The following is a 23,508-nucleotide window of genomic DNA, read 5'->3' as shown; positions in this document are numbered from 1 at the left end:
CAAAGGTTCAGCTAAGGTCTGACCTTGCAGGTTCCACAACCGCACTGTGCCGTCACGACCGCCACTGACAATCGTCTGCCCATCGGCGCTGAAGGCGACAGAATTGACATAACCTTCATGACCACGCAAAGGTTCAGCTAAGGTCTGACCTTGCAGGTTCCACAACCGCACTGTGCCGTCATCACAGCCACTGACAATCGTCTGCCCATCGGCGCTGATCGCCACAGAATTGACATTATCTTCATGACCACGCAAAGGTTCAGCTAAGGTCTGACCTTGCAGGTTCCACAACCGCACTGTGCCGTCATAACCGCCACTGACAATCGTCTGCCCATCGGCGCTGATCGCCACAGAATTGACATAACCCTGATGACCACGCAAAGGTTCAGCTAAGGTCTGACCTTGCAGGTTCCACAACCGCACTGTGCCGTCAATACCGCGACTGACAATCGTCTGCCCATCGGCGCTGATGGCGACAGAACTGACATCACCTTCATGACCACGCAAAGGAATAGAGACTCTTGCTTTATTCATCACCCGATTCAAACTATTCTGAACTGGTGCGAGAATCTGCTGGGGTAGTTTCTCCAGATTCTCACCCATAGCTTGAATTGCCAAAACTAGACTTTCTAGGGGTTGGACTGTCAATAAATTCTCTACCCTCGCGGCTTTCTCTCGCAATCGTGATTCAGTGAGTGCCTTTTCTAGTTCGGCAATGCGGTCTTTTTCATGGGCATCGCTGCGCTGGTAAAAATCCTCATCTTCTTGGGGTGATTGTAAATGGGGCTGCAATTGTTGCCAGCTATCCCTCACTTCCGCCAGCAGCCCCCCTTGCATTAAATATTTGTCATCCTGCCTTTTGTTCACCCATTCCCGCCGCGCATCTTCTAAGCGATCGCTCAACCGCCGCAAATCTCGGTCTTGTTGTCGCCACCAAGCAAACTGCTGCCAACCTTCAATTAAAGCTTCATGGGCTAAATCAATCCAAGCTTCTCCTTGTTCATCTTTCCCTGTAACTAACAAGCGTCCCTTAACTAATCCCGCTTCCCCATCTAGTAACTCACTCAGTTCTTGCTGCTGATTGCCGTCATCACCTGCAATATTTAATAGCGTGGCTTTTGGTTGGCGCTGTCGGGTGTCTTTTTCCCCCTCTCCCGTTCGCACTAAGCGCAGAAAAATTCGCCCAATCCATTCTTTCTCCTGCTGAGTGCGTTTTTGGGTTGGCAATTCCTCCTCAAAATCTCGGTAAAGATAAACTTTTTCTGCATGGAGATTCAACGCCCCAGTTAATCCTCCCAACTTTCCATATTCTTCTAGGGTGAGTTGATGTTGATTGCGATCGCGTTTCTCCCAGAGTTTGGTTAAAGCAAACTCCAACAGAGGCAAAAACCCTGGTTCTTGTTTAACATCTTCAAAAATCTTCAGTATTAGCCCTTCTTCAACACTATGACCTTGAAGTTTGGCTGGTTCGGCGATCGTGTCCTTTAAATCAACTCCGGTTAAAGGTGGCATATAAACAGCCTGGGTTTGAATTAACTGAGTCAGGGAGGGATATTGCAAACAGGGTTCAAGAAAATCCGCTCGCATGGTAATCACAACTGCTAACTGCGAATCGGTAATCTCTACTACCTGAGTCAGTAAGTCAATAAATCTCTGCTTTTCTTGCTGACTAGCACCGCCAGTAAATACTTCCTCAAACTGATCCACTACCAATAAAAGTTTTACTGAACTAGGGAGATTTTCGAGAATTGCAAATAAATTATTCGGCTCATTGTCAATTAAATCCTTCAGTTGCTTCTCTTTTCTAGCCCCTGTAAAAAATTGTTGAAAAGCTCCACGCAACTTAATTAAAGGTTCAAATCCGGGTTTAATTGGTTCTAAGACTTGCCACTCACTATCATCTAATTGTGGAATCAAACCCGCCCGCACTACTGAAGATTTGCCACTCCCCGACGCGCCAATGATCGGGACAAATTTAGCCAAGTCGAGTTTCTGTTGAATATCGTTAACTACTTTTTGACGACCAAAAAAGAATTTTGCGTGTTGCTTGTCAAAAGCTTCTAAGCCCCGATAGGGACATTCGTCAAGTACTTTTGTAATAACTACTAATTTCTTGGGTGGATACCAAACCAAAGGAATTGACCTACCACTGCTCGTATGAATTGCTTCTTGTCCACTCTGCTTGAGTTCTCGTGAAATGAAGCTGATCAAGTCATTGACATTAATTTCCCCGGTAGCTTCATCAGCTTTATCCTCAGCAAGTCCTTTGAGAATAGCTTTGGTGAAAATCCCGCCTTCTGCATCTTCACGCGCTCTTTCAAAGTCACGACAGGCAGTAATTAGGCAGTAGTCTTGTTTGCTGTTGAAAACGGAGAAACCAGACTTGATAAAACTCTTCTCTAGAAAAGACCCCGCATAGCAGCAATCCAGCAATACTACTAAGCTTTTGAGTTGAGATTTCCCGATTAAAGTGTAGAGATCATCAAAGGCGATCGCATTCTGTCCATCTACTTTATTACAATCCGAAGTTGCCAAAAAGCCTTTCGGTTCACCTGTGAGGCTGAGTGCTTCAAAGCCATGTCCGGCAAAATAAATCAGTGCCTCACTACCTTTGGCCTTCTCCAGTAGAAACGTTCTCAGTGTTTGACCGAGTTCTTTACCAATTAACTTTTTATCCGGTGTGACTTGCCAGCGATTTTCACTCTCGATTAGCTTACCCGGTAACGGCTGAACATCAAACCGACCATGTTCACGCAGCAGCTGTGCTATTTTTTCTGCATCGTTGACAGCTTTTAGTAAGTTTGTGAAATTGTCATACTTAGCAATGCCAATCACCAGGGCATATCGAGGCATAGCGTCTAATCAAGTATCCGTTTTTACGTAATATTACAAGAGTAACAACTTAAACATTAACTGAGGCTACTAATGTCACAAGTGCAACGCCTGATTGTCAAAGAAGATGATCGAGAGTACGAAATCTATGTGGAATCAAACACAGCCGAGGAGGTTCCAGAAGAAGAAGAACCAGGATACCGTGATGGTTTACCTACGGTTAATATGAAAGAATTTCAAAACAAAGTTCGTGATTATGCCAAGTTAGCAGTTGGGGCATTTAAGAATTTACCTGACGCTGAAGAGGTAACAGTTAAGTTTGGCATCAAGCTGGGTGGTAAAACTGGGATTCCCTTTTTAACTGAGGGTTCGGCTGAGAGTAACTTTGAAATTGAGGTTAAGTATAATTTAGCTGATAAGAAGTAATAAGTATAAGTATCTGGCGATCGCTTACATCCTCAAAGATGCAGCTACATTAACAAAAATTGCCTCTGCAACTTCCATGAAGTCCACGCAGGTGGACTTAGTTTGTGTAGCCGCGACTTCTAGTCGCCAGGTTCCGAAGACAATTTGCACTGCGATAACGTTTGTATCTTGCACTACGCCAGTAATTATGGAAGCGATCGCTCCGACGGGCTACGCCTACGCCCTCCACTCACCATTATTCACCTTTGGATCTCGGCTGTTGCTGTTCAGAGCTCGAAGTTTCGTGTTCTCATCTCGAAATTCCATGTTCTGAGGTTGAAGCTTCGAGTTCAGAACTCGGAACGTCGAGCAATTTACTCCAACATCCGAGTTCTGAGCCTCAACATTGCACCTTAGAAGTGCAATCGCCGAGTTATTTTCTACAACACTGCTGCTTGAGGCTTGACTTTCCGAGATTTACGGGCGAACCTTTGTCCCATTTCCTCAACTACTGTCTCTAAACCAGCACCTTGTCCACTAGCTTTGGCATAAGTATACACCTGCAACGCGGCTGCATAGGCTTCACTACCCACCGCTAAAAATGTATCATCCACCAATTCATGGAATTGTGACAGAGACAGCAATACTGGATACAACGCCTCAAACAATTGTACATCCTTCCGCATCTCATCCAGGTCAAACGATCGCGGTAAAAACTCTGGGTTCTGTGTCGCCACCTCCAATGCTTTGCTTACAAAGGCGCGGCTTTTATCTCCCATCTTGGGTAAAGCTTTGCGTTCCTCGTTACTTAAATCAATCAAAAATGGTAGCTTTTCTTTAATTGTGGCGTAGACGCGAAGCGGCTTGTCGTAGACATCGCTTGTAACACAGCATCTCTCTCTGATTGCGCTAGTGTTGCACTAATTGGGGCTGTGGACATAGAAATTAATCTCCGGTATGTTTCTTACTTTTAGAGTGCCCACATATACAACAAAATTACCAAATAGGGGCACGGCAATGCCATGCCCCTACAATGAATCAGAAAGGTATATCGAATAGGAATTCGCAATCATCAGGATTATGCTGTGGATTTTCTGGATCATCTGGCCACCTCTGAGGATTGTCTAGGATATATTGTCGGATGCGATCCAAAAATTTTTGATCTCGGCTAATGTGTTCGTAAAAATTTCGTTGCCAGATTGATTGCCCTTTGGTGTGCCAAATAACATTAATGCTTTTGCTGACAGCACTTTTATAGCTGCCAATTATGGTTGGGATAGAACCGCGCACAGGTTTGCCAAATTGTTCTTTTGTAGGGGCATGGCATTGCCATGCCCTTACAGACGTGTCACTAATTACCAATATCCCATGTACATGATTAGGCATCACCACAAAAGTATCTAATTCAATGTGCGGAAAATGATCGGGAATTGTCTCCCAGCAGTTGAAGGCAATATGACCTAAATAATTTAATTGCATTTTGCCCTTGACCACATTGCCAAATAAACATTGCCGCCCCTGCGTACAAAGCGTAAAAAAATAGGCTCCTGGTAGGGTGTAGTCATATCCTTTTAGGCGAATAGAACGACGGTGATGTATTCGCGGGTCGTAAGGCATTAATTTTTAAGTACGGTTATTTGGAAATTGTGTTTATATTAACCTGAAGATTTCTATCTAACGTAGGGGCATGGCATTGCCATGCCCTGACATCGTTATGCGACTTGAGAAAAATCACACATCGCGCTAGTCTTCATTGACGTAACTGCACGCTGTAACATCAGGTGATGACAAATCAACTCTCTCCAGAAATCCCCTCTTGCACTTGGAGCCGTCCCATCGGTTTAGGCTGGGACAAACCTTATACCGTCCGCTACGCAAGTAATATCGATGATGGCCCTTGGCATGGTATGCCTTTGGGTGGCTTTGGTGCAGGTTGCATCGGTCGTTCTTCACGAGGAGATTTTAACCTGTGGCACATCGACGGTGGTGAGCATACCTTTAAAAACGTTCCCGCTTGTCAATTCAGTGTGTTTGAGTCCAATAGCACATCTTCCCAAGCCTACGCTTTGTCTACGCAAGCACCCGATGATAGTACTCTCAAAGCTTGGCAATGGTATCCGACACTTTCCGGCACAAAAGGGACAGGCAATTATCACGCGCTATACCCACGTAGCTGGTTTGTCTATGAAAATGTATTTCACGCACAGTTAACCTGTGAGCAGTTTTCCCCAATTTGGGCAGGCAATTACCAAGAAACTAGCTACCCTGTGGCGATATTCCTCTGGAATGCTCATAACCCCACAGATGCACCTATTACTCTGGGCATTATGCTCACTTGGCAAAATATGGTGGGCTGGTTTACAAACGCCCTCAAATCTCCCCAAGTGCGGGTGCGCGATGATGGTAGTCCGGTTTACGAATACCAACCGCGCTGGGGCGAAAGTCAAGGAAACTACAACCAGATAGTTGAAAATACACAAGAGTTTGGCTGTGTTTTAGGTCGGGTTGGTAGTGATGAACCTTTGCAAGAAGGTGACGGAACTTGGTGTATTGCGACGCTGAAGCACCCCCAAGTAGAAATATTTCATCACAGCGGATGGAATCCTGAAGGAACGGGTGAGGAGGTGTGGCAAAGCTTTGCTAAAGATGGTTCTTTGCCTAATTATCTCGATACGACAGCAACAGACAATACACAATTAGGGGCTGCAATCGCACTTCGTTTCACTCTCCAACCAGGCGAAACTCTGGAAATTCCCTTTGTCGTCGCTTGGGATTTGCCGATCACAGAATTTGCCGCCGGAGTTAACTATTACCGCAGATATACAGACTTTTTTGGTAACAATGGTAATAATGGTTGGGCGATCGCATCGACTGCGCTACAAGAATACCAAACCTGGCGATCGCAAATTCAAAGTTGGCAAAAACCGATTCTCGACCGGGAAGATTTACCCAACTGGTTTAAAATGGCTCTATTTAATGAGCTTTACGACCTCACTAGCGGCGGTACTCTCTGGAGTGCAGCATCAAAACTTGACCCCATCGGTCAGTTTGCGGTGCTGGAATGCTTAGATTACCGTTGGTATGAAAGTCTAGATGTGCGGCTGTATGGCTCTTTTGCCCTGCTGATGCTGTTTCCAGAATTAGAAAAGTCGGTGATTAGGGCATTTGCACGGGCAATTCCTCAAGGTGATGATACGCCCCGAATCATTGGCTATTACATGACAATTAAGGCCGAAAGCCCAATCGCAGTTCGCAAAGTCGCAGGTGCAACACCCCACGATTTAGGCGCACCGAATGAACACGTCTGGGAGAAAACCAACTACACCAGCTATCAAGACTGCAATTTGTGGAAAGATTTGGGTAGTGATTTTGTCTTGCAAGTATACCGTGATTTTCTGCTCACGGGTGCTGACGATGTAGAATTCCTGGCAGATTGCTGGCCTGCGATCGTTCAAACTCTCGACTACCTGAAAACTTTTGACCTTGATGGCGATGGGATTCCGGAAAATTCTGGTGCGCCTGATCAAACCTTTGATGATTGGCGGTTACAGGGTGTCAGCGCCTATTGTGGGGGGTTGTGGTTGGCGGCGCTGGAGGCTGCGATCGCAATTAGCGAAGTTCTATTAACGAACCGCAGAGGCGCAGAGAACACAGAGGAATTAAGGGTGCAAAAATCCACCTATGAAAGTTGGTTGGAACAATCTCTTCCTATTTACCAAGAAAAACTTTGGAATGGGCAATATTATCGACTCGATAGTGGAAGTGGTTCCGATGTGGTAATGGCAGATCAACTGTGTGGACAGTTTTATGCTCGTCTGCTGGACTTACCTGATATTGTACCGAGCGATCGCGCCCTCTCTGCCCTAAAAACTGTTTATGATGCGTGCTTTTTGAAATTCTGCAATGGTGAGTTTGGTGCTGCTAATGGTGTTCGTCCTGACGGTTCGCCAGAAAACCCCAAAGCTACTCATCCCCTAGAAGTCTGGACGGGGATAAACTTTGGGCTGGCGGCTTTTCTTGTGCAGATGGGAATGAAGGATGAAGCGTTGAGGTTGACGCAGGCTGTAGTGCAGCAAATTTATGACAATGGTCTGCAATTTCGCACACCTGAAGCTATCACCGCAACTGGTACTTTCCGCGCTAGCACTTACTTACGCGCAATGGCGATTTGGGGAATTTACTTAGTTATTAATTGATTGGCTATCAAAGGGGTTTGCAACACACGTAGGGTAGCACAGGTGTGCTACCCTACAAACCGTCGTATTCCACGTAATTTAACCCGTCTTCATCTGAGAAAGCAGAGTCTAGATTTGTGATTTTATTTTCCGAGTGTTTCCGGAAGCTAAGGAAAATTTCAGTAATGGTAAGAGTTGAAGGATTGAGAATTCAAGACGACTCTTTCAAAAAATGCAAATATTACTAGCTTTAGTCATAAATCTTGCTAATATTTCTATTTCTCAAAAAACCGAAATGAAACCATGAACTCCTCTTCGTCATTAAGAGTTCAGGGAGATGTGAAATATATAAGTAACCAGCAGTCTCCCACTCCAAAAGTGGCTATCCTCAAAAATTTCAGGATAGTTGCAGAGGATACAAACCTAAAATTGGAATTTAGCCAAGTTTGGATTCTCTGCGAATTTCAACTAGGCGGCGAGGTAACTATCTACGGTATAGATAGGGAAACTGAAGACAATAACAATCTTGCGTACTTAGTTTGCTAGGGTCGAATGCGACTACTTGCGTTAAAGGCAACTAATGCACGAGAAGTATAAATCTGTTAGATATTAATACACATACAAATTGTTGCTAAGTTAATCCAGCAACATTCTCTGTTAATTAACTTTCTCTCTATTAATGAATTTTCTAAATTTTTACAGGTTTAGCCTGCTACATCTTTTTTGGTGAAAGCATACCATCACAAGTGTCTTGCTTAACTTAGTTGATGATAATTAAAAGTATATATATTAACTTCAACTACCTCTATTTTACATAATCTGAAATTGTACATTTATTGTGGGGCGGGCGACACGAGCGCCTAAGATATGCTTTCTTAAATGTGGAACAGCTTACTACTAACAGCTAATTCTCTTTCCAAACTAGGCTATCTGCGATTTCTGGCTGATGCTCAGGAATATTTCATCAGCAGTTTACAGCGATTTCATTTAGACAAGCTAAAGCTGTAACCTTTGTATAGCAGGAAATACAAAAGTAATAAGTAATATTATTTAATTGAAAACATTTAAAAAACATTTTCAATATCTATAGTTACCTACGGGTTTTAACTCTCGATATATTACTATTTTTAGAAGTTGTTTTACCTCATGCTTAATGGTAATATTTTCTAGTGACTCGACAATAATAAAGGGTTTAAATTGATATTGTGTGAGGGGTCTTACCCCCCATGAATTACTAAAGCAGGACAAAATTAAAAGTTGCACAATACACAAGTACGTATCGAAATATATTCAGTAACTTTAACTTATAAATATGCTAATTTAGTAGATGACATTAGCGAGAAAAAATAGTATAAATACGAATAGCCTTGTTAAGGCTCAAAGATAAATAAATTTTCTCTACTAGCCTAAAAAAATATGCAAACTTCCCGGAAAATGCTTAATTGAATAGTAGTAAGAAATACAAGCAGGTGAACAGATAGAATTTATTGAATTAGGAGTTGAAAAACTTTAAGAGGACAAAATTGTATCTACCAAGTGCCACGCGAGATTTTTGTCCTACTAGTCAATATGACAAGACAAAAGGTAAATTTTTACCTTTCACTCCCATTGATGATATTTCCTCACAAGCGATTAAACAGCTGCAAAAAGGTTAGTGCAGTTTGTAAATCTCAATTGAAACACCAACAATCGTAGAAACTGAACTAGTTTACTTTATCCCAGATAACTAAAACCTATGATGAATCAAGACATTGCTAGCATTAGTAGTAACTTAGATAAGACAGTGAAGGCTCAACAATTTGACAAAGTAGTTGAAGCAATTCTTGCTGGAAAATATTCCTGGGCATGTGTTTTAATGCTGCGATTTGCTGGGTATAATCCTCTGCATTACATTCCATATCGTACCTACAATCGAGTGCTAAAAGAAAACTCTAATGCCAGTAGGACAAATCAACAGCAAAGTGAAAATCTAAAAATGCTGAAACAGGCTAATGATTCAATATCTGATAGTAATGTATCATCAAACTGCTTAAGCAAAATCAAAGACTTAGCTTATCGGGAAGTAGTTGGGAAGCAAAAAACAGAAATTCGTGGTGGTAATTTAGATCAGAGATTGGCACAGCAAGTTAACGATCATCAATCAATGAAATCGCAATTAAAACCAGAAAACACTCAAGATATTTCCTTAAAACGCTGTGGATTCAATTAAAACCTATTTGGAATCAATAGATTCTGCATTAGAGTTGATTGAGTGCCTGAGAGCCTGCTATCCTAATAGGACTTACGCAAAATATCTCTCAAACACTGATTTCCACCGTCCCTTGCGCGTCTCCCGTTGGGAGAAGTTCAGAACGGCGTCAGCCGCCGCTCCGACAACTCTTGTGTGTCCTCTGCGTCTGGAGTGGTTAGTTATTTCGTAGACTTGTGCGTAAGTCCTATTTCGAGCATGGCAGGTTTTCTATAGCAGTGATTAATTTGATATTTTTTTTCAAAATCTGCCAAAATGGCAAATATATACTAATAAGATTGGTAAACTAATAACAACTACAACTTCAACCAAAATAGAGGTGATTGGCAAGCAAGTTAATTTTAAAAAATAAAATCAATGATTAGTTCTGACTATGAAATAAATCAAACTGATTACAAAAGTAGTCAGCATTTCAGGGAGTAAATAACTCCTACACCAAGACCGATGGTCTAACCGTTGCTACTGGTGGTTCTATTTTCGAGGAAGTCTGAGCAAAGAGAATTTGGGGAGGTAGCTTCTCCCAATCCAAATTTTACACCGCTTTCCCCGACTGCAGACGGTGCGAGTAATGCTTATAAAACTTTCTAGACTGTGGTTGGTGTTGCTTTAGTTAAATAAAGCAAACGCTTAACACCAATAACAGGAACGGAAATAGAAAAGTTTCGGTGAAATCGCTGTCGTGGCTGGTAGAACTAGTAGCTGATACGCTTCTCTTTCGACTATTGTAATCCTAGTCCTCCCAACCTGGATTATCTCTGCTTTCTAAACTTTCAATTTATATAGCAACTGCTGGAAGTTCAAAATTTGAATAGCTTCCAGTTTTTTTATGTGTAAATAAAAATAAGGTGGGCAAATCGCCCACCCTACTTTTTCTGAAGTACAGTTAATCTAAAAATGAATTAAACTTTAGCTAATTCTGGGGTAGGACGCTTGCTGTTGCGAACTGCTGCGATCGCCTCAGCATAATCCTTAGCGTTAAATACAGCTGAACCGGCGACAACTGCATTAGCTCCCGCTTCCAAAACTTGCCAGGTGTTATTTGCCTTCAATCCTCCATCCACTTCAATCCAAGGGTCAAGACCACGTTCATCACACATTTGACGCAGCTTGCGGATTTTGGGTAATACACCAGGGATAAAGCTTTGACCACCAAAACCAGGGTTGACGCTCATAATTAGTACTAAATCGCACAAATCTAGAACGTATTCAATTAGCTCTAGAGGGCTACCAGGATTAAGTACAACTCCAGCTTTCTTACCAAGCTCTTTAATTTGCCCCAAGGTGCGGTGCAGGTGCGGAGAAGCATTATGCTCGCAGTGTACAGTGATATGATCGGCACCCGCCTTAGCAAATGCCTCTACATACTTTTCTGGCTCCACAATCATCAAGTGGACATCTAGTGGCTTGGTCGTAATCGGACGAATCGCCTCCACAATCAGAGGACCTATCGTAATATTGGGTACAAAACGACCGTCCATTACATCAACATGAATCCAATCTGCTCCAGCCGCGTCTATGGCGCGAATTTCGTCACCCAGACGACTAAAATCGGCTGATAGGATAGATGGAGCAATTACAATGGGCTTTTGAGATCGGTTTTGGGTCATGGCTAGTGGGTTTTAAGCGTCCTCGTCTGTACGCATTGTAACAAAACATTGAGCAAGACTCATAATTTTGATCCCGGCTTTTTTGGGGAGTGGGGGAGAATAATAATTCCTAACTCAACTCCTATCTCCTAACCGGAACTTCGGAAGCCTCCGGCTGCGCTCTTAACTTCTAACTTCTAACAACTGATAAATGACTAAAAAACTAACCTGGATAATTTGGGGATTAAGTGCTTCTTGTCTAAGTGCGCCGGTAATTGCTTCAGCTTTAGAATCTGCTCTGGGAACTAACGGCATTGATGCTCTAAAGCTACACCAACCTCCTTATAATTTAATCGGTCGTAAGATTGCTATTGGTCAAGTGGAAATTGGCCGACCGGGAATGTTTGGGTGGGATAAGGCGGTGTCTAAAAATCACGCCATATCTTTAGCGGCAGTATTCTTACGTAATGGCCCAGCTAAATCAAATAGCGGTGTTGACCCCCACGCCTACAATGTCGCTGGTATGATGGTGAGTCAAGACAAAGCTTTGCCGGGAGTTGCTCCGGGAGCGCGATTGTATTCGTCTGCGGTGGGTTCCACTAAAAACATGGGTCAGGCGGAAGAGTGCTTATCAGCCCAGCACATAGCATTACAAAATGGTGGCGATGTCCGTGCGATTAACTTTAGCTTTGGTGAACCTCTGAGCCGCGATCCTAGACCAAATGCTACTTTAGACGGTAATGCTTTGCTAACTTTATGTGTTGACTGGTCTAGTCGGGTTCATGATGTTTTGTATGCGATCGCAGGCAACCAGGGGAAGGGAGGTATTCCCATTCCTACAGATAATTTTAACGGAGTGAACGTGGCTTTTTCATCCCGCAGAGGGGGAATTTTTAACAAAGTAGATGTGGCTAATCTGGCGGGTGCTAACCAAGGAGTGAGTGGAAGGCTAGTGGGAAGGGAATTTGATCTTGCTGGGCGTCGCGCTATCAGTTTAGTTGCTCCTGGAAATAATATTCCCTTGCTCAATCCAGATGGCAAATTTAACAAGGTCACGGGTACGAGTTTTGCAGCGCCTCAAGTTACGGCTACTGTTGCTCTGTTGCAGGAATTTGGTGACAGACAGGTGCGGACAAAGCAACCCCACTGGAGCATCGATTCTCGGCATCATCAAGTAATGAAAGCTGTATTGCTGAATTCAGCAGACAAAATCCAAGATAGCGGCGATGGCTTGCGGTTGGGAATGAGCCGGACGCTAATTGATAAACAAAATCAAAACTGGCTAGATTCTGATGCTTATAAAGATCCAAAGATTCCCTTGGATGCCCAAATGGGAGCGGGTCATTTGAACGCATTCCGCGCTTATCAGCAATTTAGTGCTGGTCAATGGCAGCCATCAGCTGCGGTGCCGGCTATTGGTTGGGATTATCGCACAGTCGATGTTGGAGCATCTGTTGACTATATCTTAGCAAAACCATTAAAGCAGGGGAGTTTTGTTGCTGTTACTTTGAGTTGGGATCGATTGGTGGAACTCAACGATAGAAATAAAAACCAGCAATATGACGTAAGCGAAAGTTTTCGCGATCGCGGTTTGAATAATCTTGACCTCTACCTGGTAAAAGCTAATACTCAAAATTCCGATGCTGGTGTCGTTTGCTCCTCAATCAGCCAAATCGATAGTGTAGAACATATTTTCTGCCCCGTTGCTGCTACTGGCAATTACAAAATCCGCGTCCAGTTTCGTCAAAAGTTCAATGAAGCAACTCAACCTTACAGTTTAGCTTGGTGGAGTGTACCTATCAATTGAAATACGGTAGCACAACTGTTATCTGTGTAAAATTACAGCATTTTTCATTTATTTCAACAACACTCCCACATAGAGTAGGACAGCCGTGTGTCCCTACAAAAGTTTGGTATTTCGTGAACTGAAAAGCGTGATTTTATCTTTAAAAACCAAGAGTGCTGGTTATTTTGTGATTACGTAGCTTACAATACGTTTATTGATAAATAGGAAAATTCCTAAAAATCAAAATTTTTCATAACTCGTCTGCATCGCCACGTCAATTAAGAATTTGCAACTACAACAAGTTGTGTTTAATTCCTCTGAGCTACTAACTTGCTGTTACAGTTTCTGTAACAGTCCCATTTTTCTATTGGAGCAAATGCAATAGTTAATCATTGACACAGTATCTGCGTCAAGCCTAAGCACAGATCGGGAATCTTTGGCAAGTGAGGTATCAGAATGAATCGGCAGAAATTTAGTGATGCGAAAGAAAATTTCCTGCAAAGACGTTACGGTGTTAGTCTGGGCAGACGTTATGCTCTGGCAGCTGCAAGTGTTGTTCTATTCAGTGTATTAGGGTGTTCTCAAATCGATAGTAATAAAAGTGCCCTTGCTCAATCTAGTTTACCTCAGCCAGAAACTCCATTGCAAAAAAAAACACTCAACACTGATATAAAAATTGTTGAGTCTAGCAATAAGTTTGGCTTCAAACTGTTTTCAGAAGTTCTGAAAAATGATCGGGGTGAGAAGAATCTTTTTATCTCACCTTCGAGTGTTGCGATCGCTCTTGCTATGACCTACAACGGCGCTAGCGGTTCGACTCAACAAGCAATGGCGAAAACCCTGGAATTACAGGGGATGAATCTACCAGAAATCAACTCTTCTTACGCGGCGGCATTAAAGCAGCTTTTAGACAATCCAGATGCAAAAGTGCAACTGAATATCGCTAACTCACTTTGGGCAAATCAAGATTTTAGCTTTGCCCCAGACTTCCTCCAGAGAACACAGGATTTCTATAAAGCCAAGGTTAGCAATTTAAACTTTAAAGATGCCGCCGCACCTAATATTATTAATAACTGGGTCAAAGAAAATACTAGCGGCAAAATCAATAAGATAGTTGAAACCATCCAACCAAATGCGGTGTTATATCTGATTAATGCCATATATTTTAAAGGAAAATGGAGTAACGAATTTGACAAAAGTCAAACCGCTCAATACCCCTTTTACACCACATCTGGCAGGCAAAAACAACACCCGATGATGTCACAGTCCGGTGACTATAGATACTATGAAAGCAAACAGTTTCAGGCAGTTAGTTTACCTTACGGCAAAGATGGTAAATTCAGTTTTTATATATTCCTGCCCAAACAGAACTCTAACCTCAATGCCTTCTATCAAAACTTGAATGTTGAAAACTGGGGAAAATGGATGACTCAGTTCAAGAAACAAAAAGGGTTTATTCGCTTACCCCGCTTCAAAACAGAGTATGATATTACCCTCAATGATGCCTTAAAAAGTTTAGGCATGGGGGAGGCTTTCAGCAACAAAGCCAATTTTTCTGGCATGGGTAAAAATCTTGCGATTAGCGAAGTTAAGCATAAAACTTTTGTGGAAGTGAACGAAGAAGGCACAGAAGCGGCTGCGGCTACTTCAGTAGGAATAGTAGTAACATCTTTGAGAGAAGAACCAGAACCATTCCGAATGATTGTTAATCGTCCCTTCTTCTGTGCCATTAGAGATAATCAGACGGGAAGCGTTTTGTTTATGGGTTCAATCATCGACCCGCAGTAAAAAATTCCAAATTTCTTCATTTTGAATTTTGAATTATATTCTAGGGTAATGTCGCTTCAGAAATACTCAGAGTGTTATTAGCCTCAGCTTTCGAGGACTCGTTTGCTGCAACGGGTGCAGTTATCTCCCCAGTGGCGCTGTCGTTTGTCTCGCTACCAGGACGCAGGCCGCTTAAAGCGGTCTTAATCACAACAGCTGTGGGTACTGCGACAATTACACCCAACAGTCCGCCAATTCTTGCCCCTGTCAAGACCGAAATTAAAATCCAAACTGGATTTAAACCCGTAAAGCTGCCTAAAATTCGGGGGGCAATTAAGTTTTCGAGAATTTGCTGTACAATTACTGCTGCTATCAAGACTCTCACACCCATTGAGAAATCTTGCAATGCTACCAATAGTGTAGTCAGGGCGATACCTACAGAACCGCCAAAGGGGACGAGAGCCATCAGGCCAATAGTTAGTCCGAATAGCAGCCCAAATGGCACTTTCAGCCACAAAAAGGTAGGAATCAGGGCTGAGGCCATACAGGTAGATAAAATCAGTTGGGTGATGAAGAAATTTTGGAAGCTCAGGCGGACTGTTTTGGAGAAAGGATCGCGAAATTTAGCAGGTAGCCATTCAACTAAACTTTGCCAGAGTTCACCTCCATGCTGTAAAAGGTAGAAAGTCAAAACCATCGTCAAGAGAATATCTAGCAGACTAGTGACTGTAATCACAGCCAGATTTAAAACTTGTCCAGCGATCGCTTGCAATTGTCCCTTGACGCGATCGTTGATTTGCACTACCAGAGCATCGAGGTTTATCGGTAAGCCAAAAGTCTCAGCTTTTTCGTTTAATATCATTAACTGAGAGCGTCCAGAGTCGATCAACTCTGGCAAACGAGCTACCAGCTGTTCAGCTTGGGTAAGTGCCAGGGGAAAAAGTGTAACACCCAACGCCAATAAAATCGATAAAGCCAAGAGAAATACTAGGATAGCGACTTGCTCTCGCCTAGCACCATGATGCTCCATCCAGCTCACGGGGTAGTTGAGCAGAAATGCTAGTACTGAGGCTCCGACCAAAATGACTATGAGAGAATGGAAATAATTAAAAAATACCGAAAGTGCCCAACCATTGAGAACTAGCAGCGGGACAAATAACGCGATCGCCCCGATTCGCGCTATTGGTGTGAATGTTTGCCACCAGTCGAGTAGCTTGCGTGTCTGCATCTGCATTTTGAGCTGATTGCGGGATAGAACTAAATTAAATCTTTCTTTACAGCTTATTATCTCTAACTATATGAGTCTCATTCATCCTTCTAGTTTAGGAGTTAGACTAATCCCAATGGAAAATTTTGAACCGAAAGAGAATAGGGAGCTCTTAGCAGGGGAGCAGAGGGATAATAATCCCCAATCCCCAATCCCCAATCCCCCAAGCCCAATCCCCAAAACACAGCTGCTTTTATATTTGATTCCGATCATCGGCTTTTTTCCGTCCTTGTGGACTCTCTATCGCGGCCAGGGTAGTCGGGAACAACTAGCTATTAGTCGTCTATCTATTACTTTGGCGCTTATTTGGCTGTTGGGATATCTGTTATTAGCTAGCGGAGCAGCAACTTCAGATTTTTTGACGCTACGTCTGTTTATTCTCAATAGCTTTCTGACATCGGGTTACTTTTTAGTGAGTGTCTGGTTGATTTTGCGGCTGATCAAGGGCAAATCTAGGCGTTTACCAGGGTTTAGTACTTTAGCAGAACGAGTGCTTGGCAAGTATTTATCTTAATTTTTTTGGGTGATAATTTGCTAGTATTTTTACTTATTCCCGGAAAATTACGGTTGATTTATCCATAATATCTAGTCAAATCCAGTTTATTATTGCCATACTTCAATAAAACATCTCTAGGTTGCCCCAAAAGAAGAATAAATGCTGCTATAAGTGTTGTGGTTGACACTAGATTAAAAAAGTTAGCGCTGATAATTAAGAGTTAGCTATTATGGGTTGATTTGTCTGCATGTTTTTAGTCTGCAAATTTACCGAATTTGATTAGTGAATAAGTGTGAGGAAGTCTGTGACCATTCAAAGAAGTTCGGCGGAAGAAAACCAGTCGGGAAAAGCCTCTAAGTCCAGTAAGAAAATTTCCCAGAACTCGAAATCAGGACGTTGGCTGTGGTTTTGGGTAGGTATGAGTGGTATTGCAATGGTGTCAGCAACAGCAGGGGCGCTTTTGGCGGTGTCTTTGACCAGTACGCCTTTGCAACAAGCCCAGCTAAGTCCAAAGGATGAGGCGGTGTTTGATGGCGATCGCATTTCTGGAGGTGTGCTGCGATTTTCAGAATTAACTCGCCCGGTGAATCTGTTAATTATGGGGATGAGCGTACTTCCCCCGGATATCCAAAACCCTCCCCCAGAAACCAAAAACCTTAGATACCAGCCCCAGGTAAACTCCTTTGATGGTCTTTCCGATGTCATGCTCTTGCTCAAATTTGATCCAGAGACGAAAAAAATAATTATGCTCTCCATTCCCAGAGATACCCGCACAGAAATAGAGGGGCATGGGGTAAAAAAAATTAATGCTGCCAATCTTGAGGGTGGGCCAGCTTTGACTGCCACAACTGTCAGTAATCTCTTAGGTGGGGCGGGAATTGATCGCTATGTCCGAATTAACGTTCTGGGAGTTGCCAAGCTGATCGATATTTTGGGTGGCGTAACGATCTATGTCCCCAAAGATATGAAGTACCAAGATGATTCTCAGCATTTGTATATCAATTTGAAGGCGGGTAAGCAGCATCTCAACGGCGATCAGACACTGCAATTGCTGCGTTTTCGCCATGACGAACTCGGTGATATTGGTCGGATTCAGCGTCAGCAAATGGTCATCCGTGCTTTGATGGATCAAACACTTAACCCAGCTACTGTTGCTCAATTACCTAAAGTTCTGGATATAGTCAAAGACCATATCGATACCAACTTGACGGTTGAGGAGTTAGTAGCGCTAATGGGTTTTGGGGTGCGGACAAATCGCTCTAATATGCAAATGTTAATGCTACCAGGTCGCTTTAGCGAGAAAGGCGAGTTTGATGCTAGCTATTGGTTGCCCAACAAAAATGGTATTGCTAAACTGATGGCTCAACACTTTGGTTTGGAATCAGAACAGGAACATCTGGCGACTGCGACTGACCCAGGCTCTTTGCGTGTAGCAATTCAAGATAGTACAGGTGGCGATCGCTCTAACCTCCGACCATTAATTACAGCCTTGGAAAAATCTGGATATCGCAACATCTATGTGGCTAAGGCATGGGGTGAACCTCTAGATGTGACTCACATTGTCGCCCAACAAGGAGATGATGAAAGTGCCGAATCAATTCGCAACACTTTGGGATTTGGAGAAGTGCGCGTGGAAAGTACTGGCAATCTTGGCTCGGATATCAGTATCCAAGTAGGTCAAGATTGGTTACAACAAAAATCTATTTTGGAGAAGTCGCTGACGAAATAATTCGTAATTCGTAATTAATTAGGAATTATGTTGAGTGTAAATTTACTACTTGGCTGAGTTCTTGGAGTTTAGCTGCAACTACACCAGTGGTTAATAATTCTTCTGCCTTAGCTAAACCCTCTGACATATCTGGACAAATACCACTCCGCCATAGATAAAATCCGCCATTCCACAAGGCTGTTTGCATTAGTTCACCTGGTTTACCTGCCAAAACCTGCTGAATCTCCGCCACCAGTTCTTCAGTAGTCCCAAGGGGTACGTTCTTGGTAGTAAAGCCGTAATCACGCGGTACGAGGTGCAATCGTTCTACCTCTTGGGATGCTACGGATGAAGATAAGCTGATGATCGCAGTGCGATCGCGCGGTAAATCACAACTACCTTCCAATCCTTTGACGAATGTAAATTTTTTTACTCCTCGCAGCCCCAAAGCAATCTGAAACATCCCTTCTGTCGGCGGATGAACAAACCCAGCAATTACGTGAGCATCCCCAGCATAAGGACACCAAATTAGCTCCATTGTCGCCAATGGCGGACGTTTGCCGAGTTGGTCGCGGTACTCCCAAATACTTTTAGTTAAGGGAAAATGCTGAGGTAGATAAATAAAGCCGATTCCCGTTTGCTCAAACACTTGCTGGGTTTTTGCTAGTGGTAAGCTAGTCCAATCGACCCCTAAACCCTGCCAAATATCTATTAGGGGTAAACCGTACTTTGTTGGGAGGCGATCGCCACCGTGCATTATTACTGGTTGGCCAACTGCGGCGAGTAGTAAAGCTGTGACGGGACTAATTGGTGCTGTGCGTGTTCTGCCATCATAGGGGATGCCGAGAGCGATCGCTGGTTGCCGAGAGACGATTGGTTGCAGTCTTGGCCCCAGCTCATCATAGGCATCTAACATTCCCGCTAACTCTTCCCCCGTGGGGCGCTTGATTCGATGAGCAATCAAAAACGCTCCAATTTGGGCTGGTGTAGCTTCAGCCAGCAGCATCATTTTGGTAGCGGTGGCTGCTTGAGCGCGAGTTAAATTCTCCCCTGTGTGATTTCCGCTACCTACTTTTTGTAGTAATTCCCGAAATACATTGCTCATTTGTGCTTTGTCCTTTGTCCACTGTCATTTGTCCATTGTCGTTTCTGTAAATGACTAATAACTAATGACGCTTAACAAGCCGATCGCTGCTGATCAATTTGTAATGGGATATTTTCCCGCACGAGTTGCCAAAAGTGCTTGATCGGGGGAATTTGCAGCCGATCTTGAGTTGTTACCATAACTACTCGACGAGTCAAGCTGGAACTATCTGCTAAACCACTAATATTATTGCTGGCTAGGGAGCGAATCACCAGCGTCGGGTCTTGGCGTGCTTCCACTAATGCTGATTGAGGTAGCAAAGCTATCAGTTTTCCTTGGCGCACCACTCCCCGGAAAGCATCTAGGGTATTTACCTCTAAAGCCGCCTGGAGTGTAGCTTCCATTCGCTCAAATCTATCTTGTATTAAGCGCTGCATCCCATAACCATCTTTAAAAACCACTTGAGGATAACGAATTAGCTCCGACCAAGGGACGAATTCATATTGGGCTAGTGGATGATTGGCTGCGATTAGAACTTCTATCGGTTCATCATAAAGTACTTCTACCACCATTTCTCTACCAGTGGTTAAAAAGCGATTATTCATCACAATTGCTAAATCCACCAATCCATCTTTGAGGACTTTCAGGGCGCGATCGCTTCCCAATGAAGTCACCCGCAATTGCACATCTGGATAATCATGACAAAACTTTTGCAACACTGGGGGTAAGTAAGATCCACAAAGGGAGTGAATCGCGGCAATGCAAAGTTCTGGCTGCTTTCCGGCGATTAAATCGGCTAATTCTTCTGTAGCTGTCTGCCATTCTTGGCAAATTTTGCGGGCACGGGGTAGTAAAGATTCACCTCCCAGTGTCAATTTTCCATGACTTGTTCTGTGAAACAGTTCTACACCCAAATCTGCTTCCAATGCCTGGATTTGGCGGCTAATCGTCGATTGGGTAACACCACATTTTCGCGCTGCTTGTTGAAAGCTGCCGGTTTGGGCGATCGCCAGAAAGGCTTGCAACTGCTCTAGGCGCATTTTTATGTAACCTGAATTACATTTATCCGTTTCATTAAGTTAACGGTTTTTTATCTGCAATTTAGTATACTTTGTTACATAAACGTCAGCCTCTGGATTTGTGCCTGTAATCGCTATCTCATGGCTTTGAACCGTTGCGAACCCGTTCAAGAAATTCAGGGTAATTTTCCAAGTCATTTGGAGACTGTAACGGCGGCATTTCAACCCAGTTAGCTTCTGCGTGTAGCTTATCCACATAGGCATAAAATGCTTCTTGATTATCCCGATGGGCTAAAACGTAGGCTTGCAACTCTTTGTGACTCATTGCTTGAAAGTTCGGTTTGGTCATTGCACGTACCTCCATCTGCCATTGGGATATATTTCAATAATATTCTCCTCGCCTGCCAAGAAGAACACATTCCCTGTTCGTTCGTCTACACGAACCACATTTATGGGCAAGTAAAACTTAGTAAACCAGCAACACAGTATAAAGCACTGTGTCTTTTGTTCTGATGTAGGAATAATTCTTGCTCCTCATTACCTCTGATCGCATAAATTATCTTACTTTCTCTAGGCTACTTCTCTATTTCTCTGTCTGCTCCAATCCGTGTCATAAGCTAAAAATCTTTTAATTTGCATCCTCCAAAAAATAAATCTCTTGTGGGGTGGGCATCTTGCCCGCCCTAGTTGTGCAAATTAAATGCGCGACAGCTTACCGCATAATTTTCCAAGTCTAAGCACATAAGAATACTGTTATTTGAACAGTCTACAAGATACCAAATGGTTTCTATGTCGCAGCAAAAGATTCTCATTGGAGATATCATCAGCCGTTACGCGGCTGGGGAAAGAGATTTTAGCGAGGTCATTATAGAAACTCCTTCCCGAAAAAACAGATATTGGGAACGTGGACAATTCAAAGGGTTGGATTTGAGCGGTATTATCTTGCGTAACAGCAGCATTCAATGGATCAAACTTTATATGGGAGGAGTAATTTTGCGTGATGCTGACTTGACCAACGTTGATTTGGGTGAGAGCGATTTCACGGGGGCTGATTTGAGCAATGCCAGAATGCGCGGAGTCCGTATTTTCCAATCGGTTTTCGAGCGAGCCAATTTGAGTGGAGCCGATTTGGCGGGAGCTAGCTTGGTTGAGAGTGATTTTTACTGTGCCGACTTGAGTCGAGTCAAATTGAGAAACGCAAGAATCAGATCGATGGGATTTGTCCGTACTGATTTGACAGAAGCGACTTTCAAGAGAGCTAGGTTGGGAAGTGTTAGTTTTGAGAAAGCCGAGTTGAGCAGGACGGACTTTCGTGAAGCTAAGTTCAGGGATGACAGAGTTTTCGGAGTCAACTTCCGAGATTGCCTTTTCGAGGAAACCCTCATGCCCGATGGCAGTGTGCGTAGCGATAACTGAGGAAAATAAGTCTCCTTGAAGTAAATCTAGTTCAGCCAAGAGTGGGGCTGTTACTCCAATAAACTTTTGTTTTTCCTTAATCTCTTTTTTCTTAGCATCAAAGTCGGAAATATTGCGAAGAAAATCGTACTGATTTTCTTCTGGTAAACCTAAGTTAAGCCTTTGCTCTAACGGGACTTAAACATTTTTGAGGCAGAAACAAGCCTCAAACCCATGCAGGGTAAGGAAAATACACCAAAGGCTCAAAAAAGTTACTTAATACTGAACGCACACAGGTAGCGCATACTCTTTGAAAAAATTTACCACTCAGCTAAAGCGATCGCTATTCCTTGTTGTAAATCTGGTGTGAGTGCGACGTTATTTGCTAACTGCTGCAATTGTTGATGTGCAACTTCCTCATCCAGATTTTTCAGTGCTGCGATCGCATGTAGTCTCACCGATGCATTAGGATCAGCTAGCAGCGAAATCAATGGTTCAATAGCTGGCATTTTACCTAACTGTCCTAAAGATAAAGCGATCGCACTTTTAACGTTAGCAATCTCTCTGGCTGGATGTTGCAATCGCAGTATTTGCAGTAAGATTTCTGCGGCTGGTGTAGTTAACTGCGGCTTTTCTACTCGTCCCAAAACTGTGACAATTTCTTGCCAAAGTGTCTCGGAAGTACTTTGATTAAATGCTGTTTGCAAATATTCCAAGCTGGATGGTGTTCCCACCCAACTTAAAGCGCGGATGGTTTCTAATTGCAGCTTTATCGGTGTCTGGGGTGAAATCAGCAAATCAAATAAGTATTTGGCTGCTTGATCACAACCCATCCGAGAAAGGGAAACTGCGGCTGCACAACAAACTTCAAGGTTAAAGTCGTACAGTTTGGGTTGCAGTTTCGTTACTAAATCTAATGCTTGCTGTAAGTCGGGGCGAAAACCTAAACCAACTACTGCTGCACACCTAACTGTGGCGGCTATATCATCCAAAGCGTTTAACAATACTGGCGGTACATGTTCGTCATGAAAGCTACTGAGGGCTTCAATTGCAGCCGTGCGGATTGCTGCTTGTGGATCTTGCACTACACTCAATAGCGGTGTGATGGTTTCTGGTTGCCGAATACAAAAAAGCGATCGCACTGCTAAAAGCCTTGTATCTTCATCTGCTAGAAGTTCAGTTAGTGCAGCAACAGCAACAGTACCCATTTGCCCCAGTGCTGTTGCTGCGATCGCTTTGAGTTCTTCATCCTCATCGGTTTTCAACAATTCTACCAAAGACGCGATCGCTTTTGGGTGCTGGAATTCACCTAAAGTTCGTGCAGCATACCAGCGCAAATCTTCTTCTGCGTCTTCATCTTGTAATATCTCAATGAGTGGTGGGATAGCAATATTTCCCAAGCGAGTTAATATCTTGGTCATTTCCCAGCGTTCTTGAAAATCCCCCATCTCTAACATTGAAATTGCTAATGTCAGCAGATATTCTCGATTTTTAACTATCTCTGGATGTTCAGAATCTTGCCCTAAAATTAATTGTTGTAAATATTGAATTAGCGATGACCAATTAGCTGCATCATATGCTGTCTGGGCTTGTACCAAAAGCTGGTTGATGTTACTCACGACACCCTGAATTGTAAATTATATGAATACAACAAAACCACAAATTCGTAAATAAATGTCTACGTTTTTCTGCCCTTATCCTTCCTACTACATCACCACACCAATTTTGATCGGCTCTTAA

The 23,508-nt window shown here is 43.2% G+C and carries 19 protein-coding genes and 1 pseudogene; 9 read left to right on the top strand and 11 right to left on the bottom strand.

The annotated features are described in order from the left end of the window. The coding region (locus HWQ23_RS32705) for an nSTAND1 domain-containing NTPase (protein WP_292837971.1) at positions 1-2,853 on the bottom strand (2,853 nt) is incomplete at its 3' end. 72 nt (positions 2,854-2,925) lie between these two features. Between HWQ23_RS32705 and HWQ23_RS32700 the strand changes: the two genes are divergently transcribed. Then, complete coding sequence (locus HWQ23_RS32700) at positions 2,926-3,258, top strand: CU044_2847 family protein (protein WP_292837970.1); 333 nt, start codon at positions 2,926-2,928, stop codon at positions 3,256-3,258. 24 nt (positions 3,259-3,282) lie between these two features. On the opposite strand, the gene HWQ23_RS32695 is transcribed toward HWQ23_RS32700, so the two are convergent. The 3 genes and pseudogenes from HWQ23_RS32695 to HWQ23_RS32685 form a co-directional block, all read right to left on the bottom strand. Next, the gene (locus HWQ23_RS32695) at positions 3,283-3,432 is read right to left on the bottom strand and encodes a hypothetical protein (protein ID WP_292837968.1); all 150 of its coding nucleotides are present in this window, start codon (positions 3,430-3,432) and stop codon (positions 3,283-3,285) included. Between the two features lie 245 nt (positions 3,433-3,677). Continuing rightward, positions 3,678-4,177, bottom strand: a pseudogene (locus tag HWQ23_RS32690) (hypothetical protein). A gap of 98 nt (positions 4,178-4,275) precedes the next feature. Next, positions 4,276-4,854 carry a transposase gene (locus HWQ23_RS32685; protein ID WP_292837966.1) on the bottom strand — a complete coding sequence of 193 codons (579 nt, stop codon included), beginning with the start codon at positions 4,852-4,854 and terminating at the stop codon, positions 4,276-4,278. Positions 4,855-5,021: 167 nt separating this feature from the next. Between HWQ23_RS32685 and HWQ23_RS32680 the strand changes: the two genes are divergently transcribed. The 3 genes from HWQ23_RS32680 (at position 5,022) to HWQ23_RS32670 (ending at position 9,621) form a co-directional block, all read left to right on the top strand. Beyond that, positions 5,022-7,433: a GH116 family glycosyl hydrolase gene (locus HWQ23_RS32680; RefSeq protein ID WP_292837964.1), complete on the top strand. Its 2,412-nt coding sequence runs from the start codon at positions 5,022-5,024 to the stop codon at positions 7,431-7,433. Positions 7,434-7,715: 282 nt separating this feature from the next. Beyond that, a complete protein-coding gene (locus HWQ23_RS32675) occupies positions 7,716-7,958 on the top strand; it encodes a hypothetical protein (RefSeq protein ID WP_292837962.1) in 243 nt (80 codons plus the stop codon). Between the two features lie 1,192 nt (positions 7,959-9,150). After that, a complete protein-coding gene (locus HWQ23_RS32670; protein ID WP_292837992.1) occupies positions 9,151-9,621 on the top strand; it encodes a HetP family heterocyst commitment protein in 471 nt (156 codons plus the stop codon). 938 nt (positions 9,622-10,559) lie between these two features. On the opposite strand, the gene rpe is transcribed toward HWQ23_RS32670, so the two are convergent. After that, positions 10,560-11,267 (bottom strand): ribulose-phosphate 3-epimerase, encoded by a 708-nt coding sequence (gene rpe, locus HWQ23_RS32665; RefSeq protein ID WP_292837960.1) that lies wholly within the window; start codon positions 11,265-11,267, stop codon positions 10,560-10,562. 190 nt (positions 11,268-11,457) lie between these two features. Between rpe and HWQ23_RS32660 the strand changes: the two genes are divergently transcribed. Both HWQ23_RS32660 and HWQ23_RS32655 read left to right on the top strand, forming a co-directional pair. Beyond that, a complete protein-coding gene (locus HWQ23_RS32660; RefSeq protein WP_292837958.1) occupies positions 11,458-13,053 on the top strand; it encodes a S8 family serine peptidase in 1,596 nt (531 codons plus the stop codon). 435 nt (positions 13,054-13,488) lie between these two features. Next, positions 13,489-14,820 (top strand): serpin family protein, encoded by a 1,332-nt coding sequence (locus tag HWQ23_RS32655; protein ID WP_292837956.1) that lies wholly within the window; start codon positions 13,489-13,491, stop codon positions 14,818-14,820. Positions 14,821-14,860: 40 nt separating this feature from the next. Here HWQ23_RS32655 and HWQ23_RS32650 read toward each other — a convergent pair whose 3' ends face one another. Continuing rightward, positions 14,861-16,027: an AI-2E family transporter gene (locus HWQ23_RS32650; RefSeq protein WP_292837954.1), complete on the bottom strand. Its 1,167-nt coding sequence runs from the start codon at positions 16,025-16,027 to the stop codon at positions 14,861-14,863. Positions 16,028-16,142: 115 nt separating this feature from the next. Between HWQ23_RS32650 and HWQ23_RS32645 the strand changes: the two genes are divergently transcribed. Together HWQ23_RS32645 and HWQ23_RS32640 are read left to right on the top strand one after the other, a co-directional pair. Continuing rightward, positions 16,143-16,580, top strand: a complete 438-nt coding sequence (locus HWQ23_RS32645; protein ID WP_292837990.1) for a hypothetical protein — start codon at positions 16,143-16,145, stop codon at positions 16,578-16,580. 286 nt (positions 16,581-16,866) lie between these two features. Beyond that, entirely contained in the window at positions 16,867-18,291 is a 1,425-nt protein-coding gene (locus tag HWQ23_RS32640) for an LCP family protein (RefSeq protein WP_292837952.1), read from the top strand. A gap of 25 nt (positions 18,292-18,316) precedes the next feature. Here HWQ23_RS32640 and HWQ23_RS32635 read toward each other — a convergent pair whose 3' ends face one another. The 4 genes from HWQ23_RS32635 to HWQ23_RS33780 form a co-directional block, all read right to left on the bottom strand. After that, complete coding sequence (locus HWQ23_RS32635; RefSeq protein WP_292837950.1) at positions 18,317-19,375, bottom strand: anthranilate phosphoribosyltransferase family protein; 1,059 nt, start codon at positions 19,373-19,375, stop codon at positions 18,317-18,319. Positions 19,376-19,446: 71 nt separating this feature from the next. Beyond that, entirely contained in the window at positions 19,447-20,394 is a 948-nt protein-coding gene (locus tag HWQ23_RS32630) for a LysR family transcriptional regulator (protein WP_292837948.1), read from the bottom strand. Between the two features lie 118 nt (positions 20,395-20,512). Beyond that, complete coding sequence (locus HWQ23_RS32625) at positions 20,513-20,722, bottom strand: DUF6887 family protein (RefSeq protein ID WP_292837946.1); 210 nt, start codon at positions 20,720-20,722, stop codon at positions 20,513-20,515. After that, positions 20,719-20,895 (bottom strand): DUF6888 family protein, encoded by a 177-nt coding sequence (locus HWQ23_RS33780; RefSeq protein WP_375466513.1) that lies wholly within the window; start codon positions 20,893-20,895, stop codon positions 20,719-20,721. Before HWQ23_RS33780 ends, HWQ23_RS32625 begins: the two co-directional genes overlap by 4 nt. 267 nt (positions 20,896-21,162) lie before the next feature. Here HWQ23_RS33780 and HWQ23_RS32620 point away from each other — a divergent pair, with 267 nt between their 5' ends. After that, positions 21,163-21,789, top strand: coding sequence for a pentapeptide repeat-containing protein (locus tag HWQ23_RS32620; RefSeq protein ID WP_292837944.1), 627 nt, complete (start codon positions 21,163-21,165; stop codon positions 21,787-21,789). A 299-nt stretch (positions 21,790-22,088) separates the two neighbouring features. Here the strand turns inward: HWQ23_RS32620 and HWQ23_RS32615 are convergent, their stop codons facing one another. After that, the gene (locus tag HWQ23_RS32615; protein WP_292837942.1) at positions 22,089-23,387 is read right to left on the bottom strand and encodes a HEAT repeat domain-containing protein; all 1,299 of its coding nucleotides are present in this window, start codon (positions 23,385-23,387) and stop codon (positions 22,089-22,091) included. Positions 23,388-23,508 lie beyond the last annotated feature (121 nt).

The organism is Nostoc sp. JL33, from assembly GCF_017114985.1.
GTDB lineage: Bacteria > Cyanobacteriota > Cyanobacteriia > Cyanobacteriales > Nostocaceae > Nostoc.
Note: the sequence above shows the minus strand (reverse complement) of the source record. Positions and strands in the feature narration are given on the sequence as shown.